The organism is Bacillus sp. Brlt_9 (genome assembly GCF_051948935.1).
Lineage (GTDB): Bacteria > Bacillota > Bacilli > Bacillales > Bacillaceae_G > Bacillus_A.
In genome coordinates this window covers 22,974-47,826 of record NZ_JAYJLO010000010.1, presented here as the reverse complement: position 1 = coordinate 47,826, position 24,853 = coordinate 22,974, and the positions used below count along the sequence as shown (strand labels likewise).

Annotated in this window: 20 protein-coding genes and 2 pseudogenes; 17 read left to right on the top strand and 5 right to left on the bottom strand. The window is 31.3% G+C overall.

Features of this window, described 5'->3' with window-relative positions:
• Nucleotides 1-91 precede the first annotated feature (91 nt).
• A complete protein-coding gene (locus tag VF726_RS26480) occupies nt 92-556 on the bottom strand; it encodes a hypothetical protein (RefSeq protein WP_440173164.1) in 465 nt (154 codons plus the stop codon).
• Nucleotides 557-1,127: 571 nt separating this feature from the next.
• Here VF726_RS26480 and VF726_RS26475 point away from each other — a divergent pair.
• The 4 genes and pseudogenes from VF726_RS26475 to VF726_RS26460 form a co-directional block, all read left to right on the top strand.
• Nucleotides 1,128-1,484: a hypothetical protein gene (locus VF726_RS26475; protein ID WP_000535574.1), complete on the top strand. Its 357-nt coding sequence runs from the start codon at nt 1,128-1,130 to the stop codon at nt 1,482-1,484.
• Nucleotides 1,485-1,590: 106 nt separating this feature from the next.
• Nucleotides 1,591-2,130: a GNAT family N-acetyltransferase gene (locus VF726_RS26470; protein WP_141525978.1), complete on the top strand. Its 540-nt coding sequence runs from the start codon at nt 1,591-1,593 to the stop codon at nt 2,128-2,130.
• Between the two features lie 51 nt (nt 2,131-2,181).
• Nucleotides 2,182-2,742: a hypothetical protein gene (locus tag VF726_RS26465; protein WP_440173162.1), complete on the top strand. Its 561-nt coding sequence runs from the start codon at nt 2,182-2,184 to the stop codon at nt 2,740-2,742.
• Nucleotides 2,735-2,821, top strand: a pseudogene (locus VF726_RS26460) (alpha/beta hydrolase); the annotation flags it as partial. The gene VF726_RS26465 and the pseudogene VF726_RS26460, both read left to right, overlap by 8 nt.
• A gap of 88 nt (nt 2,822-2,909) precedes the next feature.
• Here VF726_RS26460 and VF726_RS26455 read toward each other — a convergent pair.
• From VF726_RS26455 to VF726_RS26445, 3 genes are all read right to left on the bottom strand, one after another.
• Nucleotides 2,910-3,926 carry a D-alanyl-D-alanine carboxypeptidase family protein gene (locus VF726_RS26455; protein WP_440173161.1) on the bottom strand — a complete coding sequence of 339 codons (1,017 nt, stop codon included), beginning with the start codon at nt 3,924-3,926 and terminating at the stop codon, nt 2,910-2,912.
• Between the two features lie 181 nt (nt 3,927-4,107).
• Complete coding sequence (locus VF726_RS26450; RefSeq protein ID WP_440173159.1) at nt 4,108-5,265, bottom strand: sensor histidine kinase; 1,158 nt, start codon at nt 5,263-5,265, stop codon at nt 4,108-4,110.
• On the bottom strand, nt 5,255-5,950 hold the full coding sequence (locus VF726_RS26445) for a response regulator transcription factor (protein ID WP_440173157.1): 696 nt from the start codon (nt 5,948-5,950) through the stop codon (nt 5,255-5,257). Before VF726_RS26445 ends, VF726_RS26450 begins: the two co-directional genes overlap by 11 nt.
• Before the next feature lie 192 nt (nt 5,951-6,142).
• Here VF726_RS26445 and yqeK point away from each other — a divergent pair, with 192 nt between their 5' ends.
• The 7 genes and pseudogenes from yqeK to VF726_RS26410 all read left to right on the top strand — a co-directional run bounded on the left by yqeK (nt 6,143) and on the right by VF726_RS26410 (nt 13,085).
• Nucleotides 6,143-6,751: a bis(5'-nucleosyl)-tetraphosphatase (symmetrical) YqeK gene (gene yqeK, locus VF726_RS26440; RefSeq protein ID WP_440173155.1), complete on the top strand. Its 609-nt coding sequence runs from the start codon at nt 6,143-6,145 to the stop codon at nt 6,749-6,751.
• A 13-nt stretch (nt 6,752-6,764) separates the two neighbouring features.
• Nucleotides 6,765-7,435, top strand: a pseudogene (locus tag VF726_RS26435) (DUF3885 domain-containing protein).
• On the top strand, nt 7,435-8,172 hold the full coding sequence (locus VF726_RS26430; RefSeq protein ID WP_440173314.1) for a phosphorylase family protein: 738 nt from the start codon (nt 7,435-7,437) through the stop codon (nt 8,170-8,172). Before VF726_RS26435 ends, VF726_RS26430 begins: the two are co-directional and overlap by 1 nt.
• 15 nt (nt 8,173-8,187) lie before the next feature.
• On the top strand, nt 8,188-8,823 hold the full coding sequence (locus VF726_RS26425; RefSeq protein ID WP_440173153.1) for an SDR family oxidoreductase: 636 nt from the start codon (nt 8,188-8,190) through the stop codon (nt 8,821-8,823).
• Between the two features lie 102 nt (nt 8,824-8,925).
• Nucleotides 8,926-9,774 (top strand): GNAT family N-acetyltransferase, encoded by an 849-nt coding sequence (locus VF726_RS26420; RefSeq protein WP_440173151.1) that lies wholly within the window; start codon nt 8,926-8,928, stop codon nt 9,772-9,774.
• 108 nt (nt 9,775-9,882) lie between these two features.
• On the top strand, nt 9,883-10,257 hold the full coding sequence (locus VF726_RS26415; protein ID WP_440173149.1) for a hypothetical protein: 375 nt from the start codon (nt 9,883-9,885) through the stop codon (nt 10,255-10,257).
• Nucleotides 10,258-10,427: 170 nt separating this feature from the next.
• Nucleotides 10,428-13,085 (top strand): M4 family metallopeptidase, encoded by a 2,658-nt coding sequence (locus VF726_RS26410; protein ID WP_440173147.1) that lies wholly within the window; start codon nt 10,428-10,430, stop codon nt 13,083-13,085.
• 261 nt (nt 13,086-13,346) lie between these two features.
• Here VF726_RS26410 and VF726_RS26405 read toward each other — a convergent pair whose 3' ends face one another.
• Complete coding sequence (locus tag VF726_RS26405; RefSeq protein WP_440173145.1) at nt 13,347-14,573, bottom strand: helix-turn-helix domain-containing protein; 1,227 nt, start codon at nt 14,571-14,573, stop codon at nt 13,347-13,349.
• Between the two features lie 544 nt (nt 14,574-15,117).
• Between VF726_RS26405 and VF726_RS26400 the strand changes: the two genes are divergently transcribed.
• The 6 genes from VF726_RS26400 (at nt 15,118) to VF726_RS26375 (ending at nt 24,788) form a co-directional block, all read left to right on the top strand.
• Nucleotides 15,118-16,779 carry a SpaA isopeptide-forming pilin-related protein gene (locus VF726_RS26400; protein WP_440173143.1) on the top strand — a complete coding sequence of 554 codons (1,662 nt, stop codon included), beginning with the start codon at nt 15,118-15,120 and terminating at the stop codon, nt 16,777-16,779.
• Between the two features lie 92 nt (nt 16,780-16,871).
• Nucleotides 16,872-17,675 (top strand): class C sortase, encoded by an 804-nt coding sequence (locus VF726_RS26395; protein WP_440173141.1) that lies wholly within the window; start codon nt 16,872-16,874, stop codon nt 17,673-17,675.
• Nucleotides 17,676-17,813: 138 nt separating this feature from the next.
• Nucleotides 17,814-20,048 (top strand): SpaA isopeptide-forming pilin-related protein, encoded by a 2,235-nt coding sequence (locus VF726_RS26390; protein WP_440173139.1) that lies wholly within the window; start codon nt 17,814-17,816, stop codon nt 20,046-20,048.
• Nucleotides 20,049-20,234: 186 nt separating this feature from the next.
• Nucleotides 20,235-20,795, top strand: a complete 561-nt coding sequence (locus VF726_RS26385) for a class I SAM-dependent methyltransferase (RefSeq protein ID WP_440173137.1) — start codon at nt 20,235-20,237, stop codon at nt 20,793-20,795.
• Nucleotides 20,796-21,058: 263 nt separating this feature from the next.
• Entirely contained in the window at nt 21,059-21,538 is a 480-nt protein-coding gene (locus tag VF726_RS26380) for an SRPBCC family protein (protein ID WP_440173136.1), read from the top strand.
• 79 nt (nt 21,539-21,617) lie between these two features.
• Nucleotides 21,618-24,788 (top strand): ATP-binding cassette domain-containing protein, encoded by a 3,171-nt coding sequence (locus VF726_RS26375; protein ID WP_440173134.1) that lies wholly within the window; start codon nt 21,618-21,620, stop codon nt 24,786-24,788.
• The last annotated feature ends 65 nt before the right edge of the window (nt 24,789-24,853 follow it).

Genomic DNA, 24,853 nt, shown 5'->3' with positions numbered 1-24,853 from the left:
AAATGTCTGTTTAAACCTTTACGTGTTCATATATAAAAAGCTGACTATACTCAGTCAGCTTTTTATATATTACATTCTAGTATTTATCTCGCTATTTGCCGGGCAGTAATGCCCCCACCTCAAAATTCAGCGAAAGCAAGGAAGTAGGTGTGGGATCAACTTTCCGGAAAAGCCCGATTGGTTCCAAAAGACATATTCTTACCTTTAAGTTGACATCGAAAATATTACCAATTGTTCTTTTTACAATGGCAACAAATAAAGAAACATTTACAACGACACTTATTTCGTTTAGAACTCCAATCATCATCACGATGACACTTTTCTTTAGATTTCCACCAATCATCATTACAATGTTTTTCCTGAGAACTCCAATCATCATCACAATGACACTTTTCTTTAGATTTCCACCAATCATCATTACAATGCTTTTTCTGAGAACTCCAATCATCATCACAATGATGCTTTTCTTTAGATTTCCACCAATCATTACAACAATGCTTTTTTTGAGAACTCCAGCAATCATTTTTCCAGGACATTCATTTCTACCTCCTTTCAATAGTGTTCATATTATTCTATGTTTTAATAAAAAAATGGCTTGTTTATTAACCTACTATTTTATCTTTATATGATAGAGTGTTTTCTACTCGATATAGAGTTCATACAAACTATGCTAATTTTTAAGAGAAAGTGGAGAGAACTATTATTTATGATATTGTTCAATAAACACTTGTTGAAGAAAGCGTTCTGATTACAAATAATATCTTATTTTCAAGTACGTTTTTCTGAATGTATATTTCATAATAGCGAAGGAAAATATACTATATTAATGCAAACAAAGTCTATGTATATGTGAAGCGAAGAGGAAATCTGGGCACCTTTAAGGGGCGACTTATTTAAAAGAAAAAAGATTTGTTTTAGAAAGTGGTGCTTAAACATTAAATGAAGTAGGACTAAATTCACGGCGTCTAATGAAACAAGCTGTTAATTAGGAGAGGTATGTTTTTATAGTTAATAATGAAAGAAGAGTTTAGTACAATCGTTTGTTTTTTTCTTTCTATGTGTTTGCCTCGTACCCTTTTAAGCTAGTGGACATACTTTACTAATAGAAAGGATTAGGGGGTGAGGTATTGGGTTCTCGATTTAATAATTGTAAAAAGAAGTGTACATGTAAACAGGATGATTGTTGGGAAGTATTCGAAGAGTGTAAAAAAGAACAGCATGAGAAATGTGATAATTCTTGTGTACAAGGAATTAGAGATGAACTTAAGAAATTAATTAATCGAACAGTTCAAATTAATACAGAGGGACGTACTTATGTAGGTACTGTTTCGTCTGTAAGTTGTGATGTAGTTAAGCTTGCAGCTATTCCTGGATCGGTTGGAGTAATTATTTCCATTTGTAAAATTGAAGCAATTTTCCCACCTGTTACAACGGTTACTGCTGAGTTTGATTTTAACGGTGTCGATGTAGCAAATAAAGCATAATTAGGCTATGTTTTTTGTAAAGCCATTCTTATGAATGGCTTTATTTTCATTTCGTATAAAAGGAGAATATATTTTATATATAGAAATAAGTTTGAGGATATATAGAATGGTGTATGAAAGGAGAATGGAGTTGATTAAATTAGAACCCTTAAAAAGATCCGATTTCAAACAATTAATAAATTGGATTAATTCCGAAGAATTTTTAATACAATGGTCAGGAAATGCATTTACATATCCTTTAAATGATCAGCAATTAGAACAATATATAGAAAGTACAAATACACTTGCATTCAAAGTAATAGATGAAGATAGCAAAGAAGTAATTGGTCATATTTCACTTGGACAAATTGATAATATAAATAGATCTGCAAGAATTGGAAAAGTACTAGTTGGTGATACGAAAATGCGAGGACGTTCTATAGGGAAACATATGATGAAAGCAGTACTTCATATTGCATTTGGAGAATTAAAACTACATAGAGTAACACTTGGTGTTTATGATTTTAATACGTCCGCCATTTCTTGTTATGAAAAGATAGGATTTGTAAAAGAAGGTTTATTAAGGGATTCAAAAAAAGTAGGGGAAACGTATTGGAATTTATGGGAAATGAGTATGTTAGAATATGAATGGAGAGCTAAAATATAATTGTTTTCTATAATTATATTATGTTAATTAAAAGGGGATTGGGGGAAAATGATGAATAAAAAGACGAAAATCATTACAATTGCAGCTGTTTCAGGAGGAGGTAAAACTACTGTTACTGAAAGATTAACTCATAAATTAATGAATTCAAAAGCTCTATATTTTGATAGCTATAACTTTGATAACTGTCCTGCTGATATTTGTAAATGGATTGATGATGGAGCAAATTATAATGAATGGGTACTCACACCATTAATTAAGGATATTCAGCATCTTATACGAGATAGTAATGTAGATTATATTATTGTAGATTATCCTTTTGCATACTTAAATAGTGAAATGCGACAGTTCATTGATGTAACTATATTTATCGATACGCCTTTAGATATTGCGATGGCTAGAAGAATTTTGCGAGATTTTAAGGAAGAAACAATGAGTGAAATACATAATGATTTAAAGCATTATATAACATATGCTAGAAAAGGCTATTTGGAGGCGCTTCATACTGTAAAGCCAAATTCAGATATTGTTTTGGATGGATCTTTATCTATAGATGAAATAATTAATCAAATTGAAGAAGAACTTTATCGGAGAGAAGTGATCGTCCATGGTTAAATGTATAGAGGAATATATACAAGTTGATGATTTTAAAATGTATTCAAAAGTATTTCAAGGAAAGAAGTTGCAGCCTGTTTCAGCGAATTTAATTGGGAGAGGACTATAGATTTAGAAAACGGCTTGCACTGTAAATGCAAGCCGTTTTTTATATATAAGAAGATTTCCTAGTTGAAATCCTCGGATTTTTTCTGACGTATATGTAAGAACATTAAAATTGTTATAATGAAGAAAATCAACAATGTTTGTATAATCAAATTTTCAAACTGAAGCAAAACTGCCCAAGATGTAACAGCATCTTTAAACGCTTGGAGTGCAGAGTAAGAAGAAGGATCAAAGCCGTACTGAAGTAACTTTTTTGTTTCAATAAACGTACTGTTTTCATTTTCGGCGTCTAATATTACTGAAATGAGTCTAGTATCTCCTCGTTTTGCGGTACTGACAAAACTATAATTACCATTAGTTGAAAAACTAGTTTGTAAGCCGTCAACACCTTGGAGATTAATGTTTTTATTAAGGGAATAAATCATTTTATTTGTGTTGAAAACTTTTGAATCTTTGAAGGTAAATTGGTAAGAGGTTAGTTTCGTAATATTCAATACATCTGGAAAGTCTTTTACTAGTTGTGTCGCTAGTTTCGCTACATCTATCGCTGTTGTATTTGATTGTTTATTTGTATCGTTATTCATACCAGTAGCATTTAGGAACGGGGATGGTTGTGATAACTTTAGTTGTTTTGCTTTTTCATTCATTAAAAGTGTAAAGTTATCTTCGTTTCCAGCAATGTGTTCTGCAAGGGCAAGTGCGGAACGATTATTCCCTGTCAAAAACAATGCATGAAGTAAATCGCGAACTGTCGTTTTATCTTCCGAAGTTACTTGTATAGGACTCGTTTCTGCTCGGAAAACTTCGTTACTTATTTTTACTAATTCATCTAATTGTATTTTTCCTTCATTCAGTTGTTCCATTGCGATATACTCTGTCATTAATTTAGATAAAGTAGCTGACTGTATAGGAATTTCTTCATTTTTTTTATAAACAACTTCACCTGAATTAGCATCTATTAAAATAGCTGATTTAGCTTGAATAATTGGACCATTTACATAAAGATAAAAATATAAAACGATAAGTACTGTAATAACAAAAGATAACAATAAAATTGTGAATTTTTTCAAGAATTGCATAAGTGATCCTCCTATTATGACCTCGATAATAATATTGTAAAAAGGAATGCTTAATTAGGAAGAAAGAAAAGGTAAAGAATTTCTAAAGAATTATAAAGGATTATTAAATTTTGGATGTTAATGGAAAATGAAAGGTCCAATTCCTTATATGATAAGGAATTGGACCTAAAGTTAAGTTCTATTAACATTTATATTGTTGTAGTTTTACAGTGAAAGTTGTTTTTTTATCATCACTATATACTTCAATTGTTCCTTTATGCAATTCAACAATACTTTTTGCAATTGCTAATCCGAGTCCAGATCCACCAGTGTTCGTAGAGCGAGATTTTTCAACGCGATAAAAACGTTCAAAAATATGAGGTAAATCCGTACTAGGAATAGGTTGGCCGTAATTCGTAATATCTATAGTAATCATATTATTGCTTTCATAGGCAGCAAGGTCGATATATCCACCGTCGTTACCGTAAGCGATAGCATTAATAATTAGATTTTCAAATACGCGAACTAATTTGTCTCCATCAGCTAATACCATGAGTTTTTGAGATGGAAAAGAAGGTCGACATTCTATATTAGCTTCTTGAACTTGTATACGGAATTGAACAGTTAATTGTCCAAGTAACTCTACGATATCAATGGGAACAGAATATAAGCTTAACTCTTTATTTTGAACACGTGTATATTCAAACAAGTCATTCATTAATGCATTAAGACGTGTTACTTTATCGTAAATGACTTGTATGTAATAGCGTAATTCCACTTCATCTCTATAATTATCATGGTGGATTAAATTTACGTATCCAACTATAGACGTAAGAGGAGTACGTAAATCATGCGATACATTTGTAATTAATTCACTTTTAGCTTGTTCCGCCTGTCTCTCTTCATCAATTGAGACTTTCAATTGTTCAACAATGTGATTAACCCCGGTCGCTAACTCTTCCAGATAATTATGATTTACGATAGAAACTTTATGATTGAAGTTTCCATCTGCAATATAACGAATCTCTTCTATCATTTTTTTAATACAAGTTTCATAGTATAGCTTTCTTTCATGACGATAAAAAATGTATAGGTAGGATGAGAAAATAGAAAATAAAAATAAATAAGATACAATCATCATCCATAGAGATTCCCTTATTCCTTTATATTTTTCATATCCGAAAATTCTAATGAATTCTTTGCCGAGTTCACTTAACGTAAGTGAACTTTCAATTACACTCGTAACAAGGCGATATACAATTAATTCAGTAATAGGAGTAAGTGTAATTGCTAACATAAACCAAAAAATCAACTTCCATTTTGGGATATCTTTTAATATATCAAATGCTTCATTTCTCAATTTTATATCCTACTCCCCAAACAGTATGAATAAACTTCTCTCCATTCATTCCTGTTTCAAGTTTATCCCGTAAATTACTAATGTGGACCATTACAGTTTTATTTGAACCATAACCATCTTCATTCCAAACGCGTTCAAAAATTTCTTCGGAACTAAATACTCTTCCCGAATTACTCGCAAGTAAATATAAAATATCAAATTCAATAGATGTAAGTTTAATGTATTCTCCATTTACTTTAACTGTATGATTATGTTTGTGTATTTCAGCGGAACGAATATGAATAATACCATCTTCATTCTTTTGAGACGTTGCATTTTGGAAAGATGATCTTCGCAGTAAAGCTTTCACTCTAGCTACTAATTCTAATGGATTGAATGGTTTAATCATATAATCATCGGCACCTGTCATAAGACCTAATATTTTATCCATATCTTCGGCTTTTGCACTCAGCATAAGAATAGGTACAGTATTATTCTCACGAACTTCTTGGCAAACTTCTAATCCATTTCGTTTTGGCATCATAATATCCAAAATCATAAGGTCAACTTCATATGTAGAAATCATTTGCAATGCCTCATCGCCATCGTATGCTTTATAAATGTTATAGCCTTCATTTCGCAAATAAACAGCAAGCAACTCTACAATTTCTTTATCATCATCAATAATTAATATATTTTTATTCATTATGTAGTTCCTTTCCTTACAAATCATTAACATTACTATAATATCAAACATTTATGTATTTTGTAGCAATGATTCCCCATAAAATTTCATGTAACGTATAAAAAAGGGATTAAAACATTCATAACGAATACAAATAAAAAGAATATTTAAATACAACGTTATATTGAGAGTTAAGAAAAAGGAGGACTTACGATGTTATATAAGAATATTTATTCATTTATTCCAACTGGGAAAATTGAAAATGATATAAAAGCTTTTCTATTAAAATATAATAAAGAACTCACATATAAACATTCAATTCGGGTTGCAAATGAAGCTCGTAAAATTGCAGTTAAGTATCATGTAAATGAAGCAAAGGCAGGGATTGCAGCATATTTACATGATATTAGTGCAATTTTTCCGAATGAAGATCGGATTGCAGTTGCTGAGCAATTTGGAATAGAGATATTACAAGAAGAACGAGAATTCCCAATGATAATTCATCAAAAGATATCGAAAGTAATTGCAAAAGAGATATTTAAAGTGGAAGATGAAGAAATTTTAAATGCCATTAGTTGTCATACTACACTGCGTAAACATGCAACGAAGATGGATTTAGTGTTATTTGTTGCTGATAAAATAGAATGGGATCAAAATGGGACACCATCATATTTAGTAGAAATAAAAAAAGGATTAGAAAAATCTTTAGAACATGCTGCTTTTGCATATATTTCATATTTATGGGATAGAAAAGATACGTTGAAAGTTTTACATCCGTGGCTAGAAGATGCATATTGGCAGTTAAAAGAGATTGTAGAGTAGAAAGGATATAAGAATGCAATTAAAAGAATATATGAATCAAACATTTCCTGGAGTTACATTAGTACCACATATATACTTTCAGTGGAAACATCATTTGCATTTTCATTTTTGGAAAGGGAAATGTCCAAATGTCGAAAGAACCGATGATTTAAATATGGAATATTTCTCTCAACTTAATATATATAATAATCACTTATTTGAAGATATATTTTCAAAAGAAGATGAAGTATTTTTAGTTACAAATGTTTATCGATTTATAAAGGAAAATGTGAAAAATCCGCAGAAAATTAATATATATAGACGTTTTATTCATAATAGAGAGTTAAAGTATCATATAAGGCAAGAAACAATACCTTTTTATTTGAAGAAGAAGCTGACTTGTATTGTACTTATCAATTTTCACTAAAATGTTTTGCTTGCGATATAAAGTATATACCGCTTATTCAAACTGTGAATCATGAAAATTTTCCAGGTCTTTATCCTCGTTTTGGACGCAAAAAAGAGGTTTCTTATCCAGATGTATTTTTTATAAATGTAACGAAAGATATTATCATGTTTATATACGATGATAGAGGATGTGAAGTAATTGTGAAGAATAAAGAAACAATACGAAATTTATATGAGAAATATAAAGAGTGGATTCCAGATTATGAACGAGAAGGTATAGATAAAGTATTTACATGATAACAATAGGGGAAGTGAAGCGTGTAATGAAACGTATTGCAATCGTATCCGCATGGGAACCAGAACTTACGTATTTGCATCAATATTATCCAAGTGAACGTATTGAAAAACGAGCAGCTTGGGAATTTCATTTTCATTATATGAATAATTTGGAAGTTATCTCCGTTATAACTGGAGTTGGCAAAGTAAGTTGTGCTAGTTGTGTACAATTATTAATTAGTGAGTTTCAGCCAGATGAGTTGTTTATGACAGGGATATGCGGAAGTCTATCAAATAAGGTGAAAAATGGTCATATTGTAGTAGCCCTTAATGCAATACAACATGACGTTACTGCTGCTGGTTCGGGGGAAGATGTTTTTAATTTATATAATGGTAGAACAGCACCTATTGAAACAACAAAGTCACTTGTAAGAAGAGTAAAAAAGATACGATCTTATGATCCGATTCATTTCGGTACATTTTTATCTGGAGATCAACGTATCCGTAGTTCAGAAATGAGATATTTACTCCATACTGTATATGGAGCGTTAGCGGTTGATCAAGAAGTCGCAGCATTCGCTTATGTGTGCCAAATCAATAAAAAACCTTTTCTATGTTTAAAAGCTGCTTCAGATCAAGCGAATGATAAAACGAAAGAGGAACAAAAAATCTATAAAATGTTAGCATGTGAACGAGCGTGCGAGCATTTAATTGCTTTTTTACGTGTGTATGAGATTAATGTAGTAAATAATAGATAGTAAGAGGGGTTAATATTGGAAAGTACAAATAAAATAGCTATTTTGGGCGCAAACGGAAAAGCCGGAAAATTCCTTGTAATCGAAGCGTTAGAAAAGGGATATCAAGTGAAAATATTAACAAGAAACTCTAATAATATCAAAATAAAAAATGAAAATTTAGAGATTATTAATGGAGATGCACGTGATTTTGCTTCAATACGCAAATTACTTAAAGGGTGTCGAGCTGTAATTAATGCGGTAGGTCAACCAAAAAATGAATCTTATATTTTTAGCACAGTAACGAAGCATATTTTAGAAGTAATGAAAGAATTTGAAATAAAAAGATATATTGTAATTTCCGGAGGTTCTTTAAATGTTACGGGAGATCAGAAGGGAATGGTAAATAAAATAGGAGCTACCTTATTTAAATTGTTTTTACCAAAGATGATGCAAGATAAATATAAAGAATTGCAAACTATTCAAGGTAGTGATGTAGATTGGACAATTGTTAGATTACCATTTGTTATAGATAGAAATGGTATTGGAAATATAAAAGAGAGTTTAGTTGATATGCCAGGAATCAAAATACAAAATGGTGATATTGCATCGTTTGTTATAAAAGAAATAAATAGTGAGAGATATATAGGGAAGTGTCCGTTCATTTCAAATTAAGGGATAGAATTAAAAGTTAAAGAATGATGGGGAAAGTGGAATTAGTACATTATATGTATTTGTATGTTAAGTTTAACACGAGTGAGTGGGGGATAATTTTATATGATTCAATACAAAAGGTGTAGTGAAGTAAATATAGATTTAGTGTATGAGGCTTTTAGGGATGGGTTTTCAGATTATATTATTAAGATGGAAGTTTCAAAAGAAGATTTTATAAAAAGATTTTTTGGAGCAGAAGGGAATTCGTTAGAACACTCGTTTCTTGCTTTAGATGGTGACAAGCCAGTTGGTGTAATACTTAGTGGTATTAAGGTTTATGAAAGTATAAAAACAATGCGCTGCGGAACATTAGCGGTTCATCCGAGTTACCGCGGTATTGGTGTGAGTCAAAAGTTATTTGAACTGCATAAAGAAGAGGCGATTCAAAATGAGTGTAAGCAACTTTTCCTTGAAGTCATTGTAGGTAATGACCGAGCGATTCATTTTTATACGAAATTAGGCTATGAAAAAGTGTACGATCTATCTTATTATAATTTAAAAGATATGACTAAAATAATAAATAAAGACTGCAAGGGAATTGAAGTAAAACAATTAGATTTTATATCTTTTAAACTTGAAGTTCAGAAATGGTTACACTTCCATATAAATTGGCAAAATGATATGGATTATATCGAAAAAACAAATCATACATTTTACGGCGCATATGTCAATAATGATTTAAAAGGTGCCATATGTATGAATGAACAAGGTAAAATTAGTTTTATTTTCGTAGGCAAAGATTATAGAAATCGTAGTATTGGATCAAAATTATTACAAGTAGCAAGAGATGAGTTGAATTTAGAAAGTTTATCAATTGGATTTCCAAATAACAATTTACTAGAAGGATTTTTAAAGAAATCCGGATTTGAAAAGAATTCTTTAGCACAATATGAAATGTATTTATTGATATAATAAGCGGGAGAATTTATTCTTTCGCTTATTATTTTTGTACTATATTGATATTTTACTTTGTATAATATTCTTTTTTTATGTAGAATAGATAGGATGGGAGGGAATGAAATGAATAATGTATTAAAGTTTAAGATTTTTGAGTTGCACTGTTTCGTTCAAAAGACTTATTCTGATATGAAAATATCATCTGATATTGCTATTTATCAAGAAAACACTTCTAAATATTTAATTTCATTAGGGTTTTTAAATAAATCATATATAACTTATATAGAAGCAAAAAGATTTTATCGTGAAAATGAAGAACTTGTAAGTGTAGAATTTGATAATTTCTTTGATACATATGATAAATTAGAACAGGAATTAAAAAAAGTTATTTCAACTGAAGATAAAAATCCTTCATTGTTACATAGCAGGTTTGATCAGTTTCAGCAGAAAGTTGAAAATATAAATGACCTAATAAAAGTAATGCAAAATGCTCGTTAATGAATACTTTTTTCTGTTTATATAGAAATTATGCATTAAAAATATATTAAGGATATTACATATTGAAGGGATGACTTTTGTTGATTACAGAAGTCATCTTTTTATGATAGGAATAAATTGTATGAATTTTAGCAGTTTCATATTTTAGAAAATTATATGAGGAAAATAACATGAAAAATAAAAAAGAAATAGCTATAGTTGCATTAACAACAGGATTAGCTTTAACAAGTGTAACACCATATGGGGTAGGTTATGCAGAGGAAACGGTTCAAATGCAAGTTGATGTTCAAGAGGATTCGTTCCGTACCGGTGAACTTACACAACCATCACAAAAGATGCCAGAAAATGTAGTGAAAGATGCACTTAAGGAAAAGACGGAGCATGCTTTGTCTCCAAAACAAGTTAGTGGAGACGAAGGGGTAGATTACAAGGTTCTTCAAAAACGTGGTTCATATGATGGGACGACACTTTTGCGTATGCAACAAGTATATGAAGGAAAAGAAGTATATGGATACCAATTGACTGCTCATGTAGATAAAAAAGGTGTTATTAAAAGTGTTTCAGGAGACAGTGCACAAAATTTAGCAAAAGAAGATTTAAAGAATCCTATTAATATATCAAGGGAAGAAGCAAAACAATATATTTATACGAAGTATGGAAAGGATATTAAATTTATTTCTGAGCCAGAAGTTAAGGAAGTTATTTTTGTTGATGAAAATCGTGTGCAGGCTACAAATGCATATCAAGTTACATTTGCTGCTGCAACACCAAACTATGTATCTGGAACTTATTTAGTGAATGCTCATAATGGTGATATGTTAAAAAATATGGTGCAAGAATCAAGTTTAAAAGTAAGTGAAGAGCATCTTGAATCTTTAAAGGAGAGTAAAAAAAGCAATTCCATATCATTAACTGGAACAGGAAAAGATGACTTAGGTATAACTCGCTCATTTGGTATTTCTGAGCAAAGTAACGGAAAATATGCACTTGTTGATTATACAAGAGGGCAAGGAATTGAGACGTATGATGTAAATTATAGAGATATTAATTTTGAAGAACAATATTATCCTGGTATATTAGCAACTAGTACTTCAACAACGTTTAATGATCCAAAGGCGGTAAGTGCTCATTTCTTAGCAACAAAGGTATATGATTTCTATAAAGACAAATATAAACGTAATAGTTTTGATAATAAGGGGAAAAAAGTAGTATCAGTTGTACATGCATGGCATTCAGGAGAAACAGATGATCCTAAAAATTGGGGGAATGCATTTAGTGCTAATATTAACAATGTTAGTATGCTTATATATGGTGATCCAATGGTTAAAGCGTTTGACATAGCGGGCCATGAATTTACACATGCGGTTACATCTAGCGAATCTAATCTTGAATTCTTTGGGGAATCGGGGGCAATTAATGAAGCATTATCTGATATTATGGGAACGGCTATTGAAAAATATATAAATAATGGAGATTTTAATTGGACAATAGGAGAACAAAGTGGATCAATTCTTCGTAATATGAAAAATCCATCTTCAGTCAAATTTTTTGATGGAGTACCATATCCAGATGATTATAGTAAATTTAGTGATTTAAACGGAGAAGATAATGAGGGTGTTCATTTCAATTCAAATATTATTAATAAAGTCGCGTATTTAATTGCACAAGGTGGCACTCAAAACGATGTAACTGTAAATGGTATTGGTGAAGATAAAATGTTTGATATTTTCTATTATGCAAATACTGATGAATTGAATATGACTTCTAATTTCTCTGAATTAAGATTAGCGTGTCTTAAAGTTGCAACAAATAAATATGGGGCAAATTCAATTGAGGTTGAAACGGTCCAAAAAGCTTTTGATGCAGCAAAAATTAAAGGAACAGTGAAAGAAAATGAAAAAACTGCAGAAAACCAAGTCCCTGAATTAACTGTACCGCCTACAATTACACTACATGTTGGTGATATGTTTGACCCGATGAGTAATGTAAAAGCTATTGATAAAGAAGATGGTGATTTATCAAATCGAGTAGAACATAAAGGTGATGTAGATACCTCTAAACCAGGCAAATACATTGTGGAGTACTCTATTGTTGATTCTCAAGGTGGGAATGCAACGGCAACACAGACTGTAATTGTAGAGGGAAATGGAGAAACATCAGATCTAAACCCTACATTAACAGTACCTGTTGCAGCGACAATTCATGTAGGAGATTCATTCGATCCAATGGCGAAAGTAAAAGCCATTGATAAAGAAGACGGCGATCTTACTTCTAAAGTAAAAATTGATGGTAAAGTAGATACATCTAAAGCAGGTACTTATGTATTAACGTATACAGTTACAGATTCTAAAGGTCATGAAGGAACTGCTAAACAAACTGTAACGGTCAAAGTTAGAGAAGAAGTTAAGAATGAAATACCAATATTAAAAGTACCTACTACAACTACAATTACTAAGGGGGATCAATTCGATCCAATGGCAGGAGTATCAGCTACTGATAAGGAGAACGGTGACCTTACTTCTAAAGTAGTTTATGAAGGAGCTTTAGATACCACTAAAGCTGGTACTTTTGAAATAATATATAGTGTCACAGATTCTGTAGGTAATGAGGTACATACAATACAAAAAGTATTAGTGAAGGATAAAGGTATTACTAATAACAGTAATAACGGTAATATCCCGAACAATAGTAATTCCGATAAAAAAGAATTTACATATAAAGAGCTTCCCAACACGGGTGCAAGTGAAACGAACAGTACAGCAATGGGCATATGGATGATTATTGTCGGTACAGTACTCACTTTGGTTCGCAAATTTAGAAAGGTATAAAAATAATAGTATGGATTATTTCTCACACAATAATTATTAGATGAATTTTTTACTTAATAAGATCTTAGTATGTAAGTAGTGTATTTTGCCTACAGACCTACACATATAAAGCGCGTAACTATTCTCATTCAAATAAAAGAATAGTTACGTGTTTTTTTGATTGATAAATAGCCTAAACCCAAAATGTCATGAATGTGAGAGTAATTCTAATCTTTCATTAATAAGTTACTGAAAACACTTAGTTTTCATGAAAGTTTAACTCTATATGACAACATGGGATTTCCGGTATTTACCAGGTGTTTCGTTAGTGAATTTTTTAAAAATTTTAGTAAAATAGCTTTGATCACTAAAGTTGAGCGAAGCACATATGTCTGATAAGGGATGGGTTGTGAAAGTTAATAATTTTTTAGCTTCTTCGATTCGTTCACGTTGAATGTACTCAATTAATGAAATACCGACTTCCTTTTTGAATAATATAGATAAATAATCTGAATTTACGTTTGCAAATTTAGCAAGTTGTTTAACAGATATTTGATTGTAAATATTTTCAAAAATATAGTTTTTGCAAATAGCGATAGTCTTTGAGTGTTTTTGTACTTTTTGTGCTTTTACACGGTCTGCAAAAGTATAGAAAACATTTCTTAATAAATCCCAAACAGATTCTGTGTCTTTTAAATCCTCTGTCTTTTGAATGTGTAGATCGTAAATCTTGTAAGCAATCCCGGAAGGAAGACCTCCTTTTATAGCATATCTAGTAGCAAGTGTGATGGATGAAATACAAATGTTTTTATGACGTCTTAATTGATGAAATGAAGATAAGGATGAAAGAGTCTCTCGTTGGAATTCGTAATAATATTTGAGTACGGTTTCTTTATCCCCGTTTTCTATAGCTCTAAGTAGTTGTTGCTCTATATACAAGTTATGACAAATAGATTCGTCTTTTTGCATTGAAATATATACATCCTCGTTTAAGATACTGCTATGACTTACATGAAATGAGTCACTGTTATTTGAAAAGGTACCTACATCTGAATTTTTTTTATAGAGAATGTTATAGAACAATATTGCTATATTTACAAAGAAATTTCGATCTTTGACTGACGATGGAAAATAATGGTTAATTGTTTTTTTATAATTAGAAATAAAATTAAGGTTACTATCCGTTTTACTTGTAGAAAAATTTACATGTGTTAAGGGCCCAATAATAACAGTACCGTTCATCATATAATCGCTCTTTATGTGAATTAAAATAAAGTGCCCTAAATGTTGGTGAGTTCTGAAGATAGGGAAATTATATGTATCATTTTTCTGTAAAAGCACATGTAACTGCTCTATGTTTGATGCATACCACGAATGTGAATCATTTTTTGATGTAAACTCAATAAGAATATTTTGGTTACAATCTAAAAAACAAACTGGAATTTCAAAAGATTGGAAAAACATATTACAAATGTACTCTATCTCAACTAGACTGAGCTTTTTAGTCATATTATTCCTCCTTACAGTTGTGCGTAATAGTTGAATGATTACATATTCCTTTTTTCAAAAGTAGAAACGGAAAAACTTTAGCTATAAAAATTATAAACTTCTAAGAATAATACCATAATTTAACATGAATAGCACATATTATTTGAATATACAGGTAATAGTTTTAAGGAGTAACGTAAAATATGAATCGTCACACTTATTTGCCGGTTATTGCTTATATGTAAAAATGATTAAGGTGGGATTTTAAATAGGGATAGGAAGGGAGAGAATAATGAAAATTAGCGATAGAAGTTAATATGTAACGATTTTTGAAGTAGAGATATAAGTATAATTCAGGGGAGAAAACTACATATAGCATACGGAGAGACAACGTAATAATAGAAAATAAGAAGAGTGAATAAGTGATTCTAAACAATGGATTGTTAGACGGCTATGTTTTATGTTATTCGTTTAAACCTGATACTTGGCACACTATTACTTTTAAGAAGGTAATAGTAATAAAGAGATTAATAAAATGATAGAAGTAGTAAAGGGGATAAGAGAAATGAAAAAAATATTTAGTGTGCTTTTAGTATTTTTCTTAACATTTTCTACATGGTCTAGTGTATTAGTAAAGGCAGCTTCACCATCCAAAGGTACTTTAACGATTCATAAATATGAACAAGAAAAAGATGGCGCACCAGGACTAGAAGGTGATGGCTCTGCAAATCAAGAGGTACCAACAAATGCGAGACCGTTAAAAGGTGTAACGTTTGAAGTGAAAAGGGTTGCATCGTTTGAAAAAATTTCAAACGATGGGAAAATCGTGAAAGAAGATGTGAAGCCTGTAATGGGAGCAACTCCAACTCAAGTAGTAACAGATGATAACGGACAAGCTGTATTAAAAGATCTCCCGCTAGGACGTTATGAAGTGAAAGAAGTGGCAGGACCTCCGCATGTTAACCTAAATCCAAATACGTATACAGTGGATATTCCATTAACGAATAAAGAGGGTAAGGTACTAAACTATGATGTTCATATGTATCCGAAAAATGAGATTAAACGTGGTGCAGTTGATTTAGTAAAGACTGGTGCAAATGAAAAAGCATTAGCAGGTGCAGTATTCTCTTTATTTAAAAAAGATGGTACAGAAGTGAAAAAAGAGTTAGCAACAGATGGTAATGGGCATATTCGCGTGCAAGGATTAGAGTATGGGGAATACTATTTCCAAGAGACAAAGGCGCCGAAAGGGTATGTAATAGATCCGACTAAACGAGAGTTTTTTATAAAGAACACCGGAACTATTAATGAAGATGGAACAATTACTTCTGGTACAGTAGTTAAAGTAGAAGTGAAAAACTATGAAGAACCAACTATTAATAAAAAGATTAACGGAAATTTGGAAGCGTTACCAATAAATCCGTTAACTAATTACAATTATGATATCAAAACATTAATACCAGAAGACATTAAAGAATACAAAAAATATGTAGTAACAGATACTTTGGACAATCGTTTAATGGTTCAAGGAAAGCCAATTGTGAAGATTGATGGAGCGGAAGTAAATACAAGTATTGTAGAGGTAGCTGTAGAAGGTCAAAAAGTAACAGCTACAGTAAAAGATTTCACAAAATTAGATGGTAAAAAAGAATTTCATTTGCAAATTAAATCACAAGTAAAAGAAGGAGTAGCTTCTGGTGCCGAAATTTTAAATACAGCAAAAATTGATTTTATAAATAAAAATGATGTAATTGGAGAAAAGGAATCTAAACCTGTAGTTGTTGTTCCGACAACTGGAATTATCGAGTTAACAAAAGTAGATGGTGCTGATAAGAAGAAATTAAAAGGTGCGGAGTTTGTACTTAAAGATAAAAATGGAAAAGTAGTTGTTGTGGCAGGTAAAGAAGTCACAGGTATATCAGATGAAAATGGTGTTATTAAATGGACTAACATTCCGTATGGAGACTATCAAATTTTTGAAACGAAAGCACCAACTTATACAAAAGAAGATGGTACAACAGCTTCATATCAATTATTAAAGGACCCTATTGATGTAAAGATTAGCGAAAATAATCAAACGGTTAAATTATCGATTGAAAATAATAAAAGTGGATGGATTCTTCCTGTAACGGGTGGTATCGGAACAACGCTATTTACTGTACTAGGCCTTGCGTTAATGGCTACAGCGGCATTTGTTTTCTTTAGAAAAAAGTTTGCTAATAATTAAGGTTTTAGGAACATGTAACCAAGTGATTTGAAAAGGAGAGAAGCAAAATGCTTCCCTCTTTTCGATATTTTAGTATATACAGAGGTGGAAATATGAAACGAAATCTTGTTTTAGGAGGTATTTTTTTATTTGGATTATCTATATTTTTATATCCTACTATTAGTAATTGGTTGGCGACTCGTGCACATTATTCTGAGATTAGCTCCTACGATAAGAGGATCAAAGCACTACAAAAGAAAGAAGTTGAACGTAGGGAAAAAGAAGCAACCGAATATAATAAACAAGTTCAAACTTCCATGAAAACATTTGCAGATCCATTTTCTGAAGAAAAAAGTAATCATCAAGCGTATGCTGATGCGTTAAATTTAGGTGATGTAATGGGGTATATTGAAATATCGAAAATTAATATAAAACTACCAATTTATCAAGGGACCTCTGAGGAAGTTTTAAATCGCGGGGTAGGTCATTTAGATTATTCTTCACTTCCGGTAGGTGGAGAAAATACGCACACTATTTTAACAGGGCATCGTGGTTTACCATCAGCAAAATTATTTACAGATTTAGATAAGTTGAGTGAAGGAGATCTTTTTTATATTCATTCTTTAGACAAAATTCTTGCTTATAAAGTAGATCAAATTAAAGTAGTGTTACCACACGAAACGGACGATTTAAAAATTGTGGAAAATAAAGATTATATAACATTAATTACATGTACGCCTTATGGAGTAAACACAAATAGATTACTGGTTCGAGGTGAGCGTGTAGAGTTCAACCAGGAAGAAAAGCAAGGAATCAGTACAGAGGTATCTATGTTTAATAAGTGGACGGTAATAGTTCCAATCCTATTGTTATGTACGCTTCTGGTCGTAATTTATAAGAAAAAAATAATTAGATAGAATGTATCTATCCCGTATTAATGAATAATGTATCCGAAAATTTAGGGAAAAGCACAGAACGTATGTAGGGAAGGATCACTAATAAAAGTGCACTTTATTCGACTGTAGAAAAATACGGTAAAGGTGGGAATAAAGGAATTGAGGCTACGATTAAAACTGGTAAGTATTCATTTTATGGCTTTGTTGATGTTATGTGTAAGTTTTGTCGTCTATGTACCAAAAGAAGCGTATGGATCCACGATAAACTTAGAAGGTCTAGGTGATATATCGCGTTATAATGCTGTTGTCTTTGGTAACCATAAAGCAGTAGGTGGCGATATTGAAGGCGCAATTGCAGTTCAAGGTGATATGGATGCATCTGGTTATACAATTGTAGGTGCAGCAGCGGGAACATCTAATATAGTAGGTGAAAAATGGAGTGATGAGGGATATCCATCCTTGTTATTGTCTGGAAAATTTAAAAAATCAAGAGAGGAATCTTTTATCATTCAAAACGGAATAGTCGTAATGACAAAAGAGAGTGATCCAGATCGTATCATACATTCTTCTTATGATCGTATCGTTTATAAAGAAAAACTAGAAATTGACGCGAAATTTAATGAATTTCACAACATAGTGAACCAAGTCAGTAAAAATGCAGGTCAATATAAAACGAATACCCCAATTCCAAATATGAGTTATGGAATCGGAAAAGATATAAACAATCCTAATATTTATGTTTCATCAGAATTGACAGGGAAAATCAATTTAGATATAAGAGATGTATTTTTACCCAATGCTAAAGGAAAAGATTTTATCGTTATGTATTCGGATGCAATAGAGGTTACATTTAAAAATGGGTCCATTCTATATGACACGAACAATATTGGAAGGGCTACGGATATAATTCCTACATCTCAACCCTATTCTCCTAATTCACCGTTTACTGAGCTATATGGGAAAATGATTTGGGTTTTTCCTAATGCGAAAAAGATCACAACAGAGGGGTATGGTGTTGTTGGGAGTGTGTTTGCTCCAAATGCTGTATTAGAAACAAAAGGCGGCTCAATTAATGGACAAGCATTTGTCAGTACTGTACAACAAACTGGTGGATTTGAATTTCACAATTTCAAATTTAACTGGCAACAATGGAACAAGCCTAGTACAGGAAAGATAAAAATAAAAAAAGTTGATAGTAATAATGATAATAAAGAATTGATGGGGGCAAAGTTTCATATTGAAGATTCAAATAAAAAAGTAGTTGGAGAGTTAGTAACAGATGAAAAAGGAGAAGCGATATCAAAAGAATTACCAATAGGTAACTATACTCTTGTGGAAACAGAAGCGCCTAAAGGTTACGAGTTATTAAAAGATAAAATAGCTGTAAAAGTAGAAAAAGATGTAGTAGTAGAAATTAAAATAGGGAATAAGAAATTACCAGATCCAATGGGGAAAATGAAGTTAGTAAAAGTAGATACGAGCGATAATAATAAAAAGCTAGCAGGGGCAAAGTTTCATATTGAAGATTCAAATAAAAAAGTAGTTGGAGAGTTAGTAACAGATGGACAAGGAGAAGCGATATCAAAAGAATTGCCAATAGGTAACTATACCCTATTGGAAGTAGAAGCACCCATAGGTTATGAATTATTAAAGGATAAAATAGCTGTAAAAATAGAAAAAGATACAGTAGTAGAAATTAAAATAGGGAATAAGAAATTACCAGATCCAATGGGGAAAATGAAGTTAGTAAAAGTAGATACGAGCGATAATAATAAAAAACTAGCAGGAGCAAAGTTTCATATTGAAGATTCTAAAGGAAAAGTAGTTGGAGAGCTAGTAACAGATGAAAAAGGAGAAGCGATATCAAAGGATCTACCAGTAGGTAACTATAACCTAGTAGAAGTAGAAGCACCAAATGGTTATGAATTATTAAAAAATAAGACAGCTATAAAAATAGAAAAAGATGTAGTAGTAGAAATTAGAATAGGAAATAGGAAATTACAAAATCTGACTGGGCAAATTGAAATTGAGAAAGTCGATGATAAGGATAATAATTTAAAACTAAAAGGTGCTGTATTTCAAGTCTTAGATAAAGAAGATAAAGAAGTTAGTAGATTAACAACGGATGAAAAAGGAAAGGTGATTTCCAACCAATTAGCACTTGGAAAGTATATGATTAAAGAAATAAAAGCACCAAACGGATATATGTTACTTAGAGATCCAATAGAAATAGAAATTACAGAAGCGGTAAGGATACAGAAACTAACGGTGGAAAATGTGAAAAATAACTGGATAATCCCTAATACTGGTGGCAGCGGAACAACAAGTTTTTACGTGATTGGTTTTATGTTAATGTTTGGTGTGTTATGTTTATGTATGAAAAATCGTATATAAATAGTATAAAAACCGTTGTATATTATGAACTAATTTTATAAAGTTAGACAAATCGCTGCATTAGATAGTTTTTGGGGCATGAGTTCGGTATTGTACTGGATTCATGCTAATAAATTTGTTGAAGAAGGAAGGATATTAGTAAACATAGAATATATTAATAATTAAAATGTTTACGAGGTGAAAGTTATGGCAATGATACAAGAAGACATTAAAGTAGTAGTTGGAGCTGGAGTGTTTAATAATAATCCAGGTTGGATTCAAACGCAAGAAGATGAACTTAATTTACTAGATAAAGCTACGTGGGAAGAAAGATTTGAATACAATTCTATTTCGGCTATTTTAGCTGAGCATGTATGGGAACACCTTACGTTTGAAGAAGGTGTAAGAGCAGCAGAAATTTGTTATGAATTTTTAAAGCCAGCAGGGCACATTCGGTGCGGTGTTCCTGATGCGTTTTTCCAAGATGAAGCGTACCAAAATATAGTTCAAATAGGCGGACCAGGTCCGAAAGATCATCCAGCAGCAAGTCATAAAATCGTTCATAATTATAAAACATTAACGCAAATGTTTGAAACTGCTGGATTTGAGGTGGTTTTACTTGAATATTGTGATGAAAATGGTCAATTTTATTACAACGAATGGGATGCAAACGAAGGTGTTATTTTCCGTTCTAAAAGGTATGATTCTAGAAATAAAGGCGATAAACTTGGTTTTCCATCGCTAATTGTCGATGCGATTAAGCGCTAAATCATTCAACAAAAACAAGAGTAAATTCTATCATTTCAAAAGTCGCAAATGCGGCTTTTTTTGTACGTAAGTTTATATTTAATAAGGAAATGGACATACATGATATTTAATTCCTAACAAAATATAACTTGATTTAGAAAATATTTAAGTTTTTCAGCGCCATTAACTTTAAATTAATACTTCGGTGACATAAATATTTATTTTATATTTATATTCGTGTAAAATAAAGTGAGAACATACATTCTATATAGGGGGTAATCAATATGATAGCTGAAATTGAAAAAGTAACTGATGGGTATATTGTAAAATTCGAATGCCAATTTCCATATACAATAGAGGAAGTTTGGTCTGTTTTAACAGAAAACAGTAAGCTTAAAAAATGGATGTCTAATTTGCAGATTGAAAGCCTTAAAACAGGTGGAATAATCAAGTTTGACATGATGGACGGTTCATTTATAAATATTGCTATTTTAGAGTGTCAAGTAAACTCATTACTTGAATTTACCTGGGATAAAGATCGTGTCCGATTTGAAATACATAAAGAGGAAAATGGTACTCTTTTACTTCTTAAAGAGTACATTCATGAATTAACGGATCATACTCCAAAAGATATAGCTGGTTGGCATATTTGCTTAAATCTTTTTTCCTCCGTACTAGAAGGGAAAGAAAAAGAATTTTCTAAAGATGAATGGCAACAATGGTTTGAAATATATAAGGATAAGATCCTTGAAGTGAGAGGGTAATTATATAAAAGGTTATATTAATTATGTAATTATTACACTGTAAAAATGATTTTAATGAAAAATAAGAATAGAGGTTAATATGAAAGTAAATCAATTAATTGCTAATAACATAAATAAATTAGATACAGCAATTCCATTTAATAAGTCGTTTGGAATTGCTGGTTTATCAGGATCAGGTAAAACAACTTTTTGCCAAACGATTGGCGAAGAATCAAAAAAACGATTAGTTTCTTTATTGCCAAAGGCTGAATATCAATATTTATTTCCTAACATTATGGAAACGAATTTTAGTGCTATTAAGATGGAAGATATGCCTTTAGTTCTTTTTCTAGGAAAATCATCGATTTCTTCCAATCCACGTTCAACAATCGGTACACATACTGGTGTTTTCACAGAGGTACGTGAAAAACTTGCCGATGTATTTCATCTTTCACCTGAGGTTTTTTCATTCAATAACCAGTTAGGCTGGTGTACTGGCTGTAAAGGTCGAGGTACTACTAAAAATATTGAGTGCAAAAAATGTAAAGGAAAACGTTATAGTGAAGAAATCGAACAACATACGATAGATTTATTTGCTAAACCACATACAATTTCAAATATAAATGATTTAAGTGTTGAGTCTATTCTCTCGTTAGCGGAAGAGTTAAATATTAGTGATGCGAAGCAACATATATTGCAAAATATAATTAATATGAACATTGGTTATTTAACATTAAATCGAATTATGGGTACGTTGTCAGGTGGAGAGTTAACAAGACTATATTTGGCTGAATTCATGGCAGTAAGTGAAAATGCTGTAATTATTATTGATGAGATTTCAGTCGGACTTGATCATGAAACATTATTACAAATATTAGAAGAGATTAAGCAGTTAGGGTGTAAAAATCAAATTTGGCTCATTGATCATTCAGATACGGTATTGGATACAACAGATGAGCAATTGTTTTTTGGACCTGGTAGCGGGAAATATGGTGGGCAAATTGTGAAAGAGTCACCAAGACCAAAACCAATACTGTGGGATTTAAATAAAGAAGTGCCAACAGAATATTATACATTCCAAGAATTATATTGCCGTAATATCCAAATGGTGGAGTTTCAAATTCCTAAAAATAGGCTTGTAACGGTTACAGGAGAATCTGGATGCGGGAAATCTACACTTGTTAACGAATGTTTAGCTACAGATTTCATGAAACGATATCCAAAAGATAAATTAGTTATGGTAGGACAAGATCGAAATCAATCTATTACAAGTCGATCAACTGTAGCCACTTTCCTAGATATTAAAAAGAAACTAACAAAGTATGGCGAAGAAATTGAGGATATTTTTGAGCGTTCGATTGAGGATATTATAGATGAACTCCCAAATGAAGATATTACGTATAAACGCTTAAGTCTGCTAATTAAATTAGGACTTGGTTATTTAACGTTAGAGCGAAAAACACAAACATTATCAACAGGTGAGTTTCAATGTGTTCATTTAGTTTCGGAGTTATTTGCAAACACTAGAAATCCACATACATTATTTATTTTTGATGAGCCTTCAAAAGGTTTATCACAAAATATTTTAAATCAATTTATAGATAGTGTTAGAGGGATATTACAAGATGAATCGGTCTCTATCATTATGATTGAACATAATAGCTATATGTTAGAAAACTCTGATTATATTGTAGATTTCGGGAAAAGACAGCTTGAATCTATAAAACATCTTGATGTAGTAAGTCATGAAGATTATTATCGTCAAAAAAGTAGTGTGAATCATGCTGAGCAAATACATATTTCTTCAGCACTTAAACATAAAGAAGGCGTTCACTATTTAGAAGAAAATCATATTAACTATTTTAAAAATGCGGAAAACATTTATAAGGGTGGTATTTTAAAAAGTTTATCATCAATGGCCCGTTTAATTTATGGCGAATATGAATCAGATACAATTGCACCTGTTGTTGCTATTGATCTTGAAAGACATTTATATAGTCAATATAGTTTCTTATATGAGATTGGGGGACTAATTAATCATATTGTAGCTGCTCATCCAACTAATAAAGATACGGGAAGTTTTGATTTCTATTCACAGGACAATCACTGTCCATCTTGTTCTGGACGTCTTCAAATTGAAGTTTTCGATAAAGATATTACAATTCAAGATAAAAACATTCCATTTTGGGATGGTTTATTTGATCCAGAAATCATGAAAGTATTAAAATTTTATCAATATGAAAAAATAGAATTTTTATTTGAAGAAATTAAAAATGAGCTTGGTCACGATTTATCAAAGAGCTATAACGGTATGTCAGAGGAAGAAAAGCATACGTTTTGGTACGGATATTTTGAAAAATCATTTTATGATAAAAAAGGAAAAACACGCAGAACATGGGTAGGATTTAATACAATCATCGGTGGGTATATTGTTATTTCAAAAGCAGCTATTAAAGAAGAAATTAAGTCTTCTAAAGAAATGATGACATGTCCAATTTGTGAGGGAACGGTATTAAATCATCATAAACCGCTTAAATTTGGTAACTTCGATATTCGTGAAATTATCAATCAACCAGTTGATGATTTGTTGAAAATAGTCGGTGATTTACCTGCACTTCATAAATTAAAGTCTATAGTTGGTGGCGATATGAAATTGACAGAAGATGTTTCGTTATTGCCAAGAAAAGCACAAGTTGCACTGAAAATGTTTGAATTAGAACAGGCTAGCTTTTCAAACTATGAAATGGTGTTACAAAATGTCTTACCATTTTGGGGCGAAATAAAAGGAAATATTGAATCTATTAGTGTTAATAATAAAGTAACTGTTTGTGATTTCCCGAATGTATATGAAACGAGAGAAAACATTATAGATAAGTATTTCACAAATGGTAAATATAAAAAACTTACGTATGTATACGAAGCGTTTGGATACAAAAAGTTAGTTACCCAAATTAATAAAATTAAAAAAAGTAATCCATGTCCATTTTGTAAAGGAAAGAAAGTTATAACGGAAGATAATTTACATGATGGTGTCTTTAAATTAACAATCCCATGTGTAACTTGTAATGCAACTGGTATTAATGACGAAGGGTTAAAAGAAGTTGTTGAGGGCGTAGATGTACAAACATGGTTAACTGGAAAAGTTAATGATGTTGTGGATGAGAGCTTATTAACAGAAGCTGTTTCGCAAATACCAATTTTTAATCGTATTCGCGAATTGGATAAACGAGATATGATGGCGGTTTATGAATGTCTTGAGAGTAATCAGTAAAGTTATATTAGTTTATGTGTTATTAACAAAACTTATATAAAACGTATATTCTTTATAATGTTTAT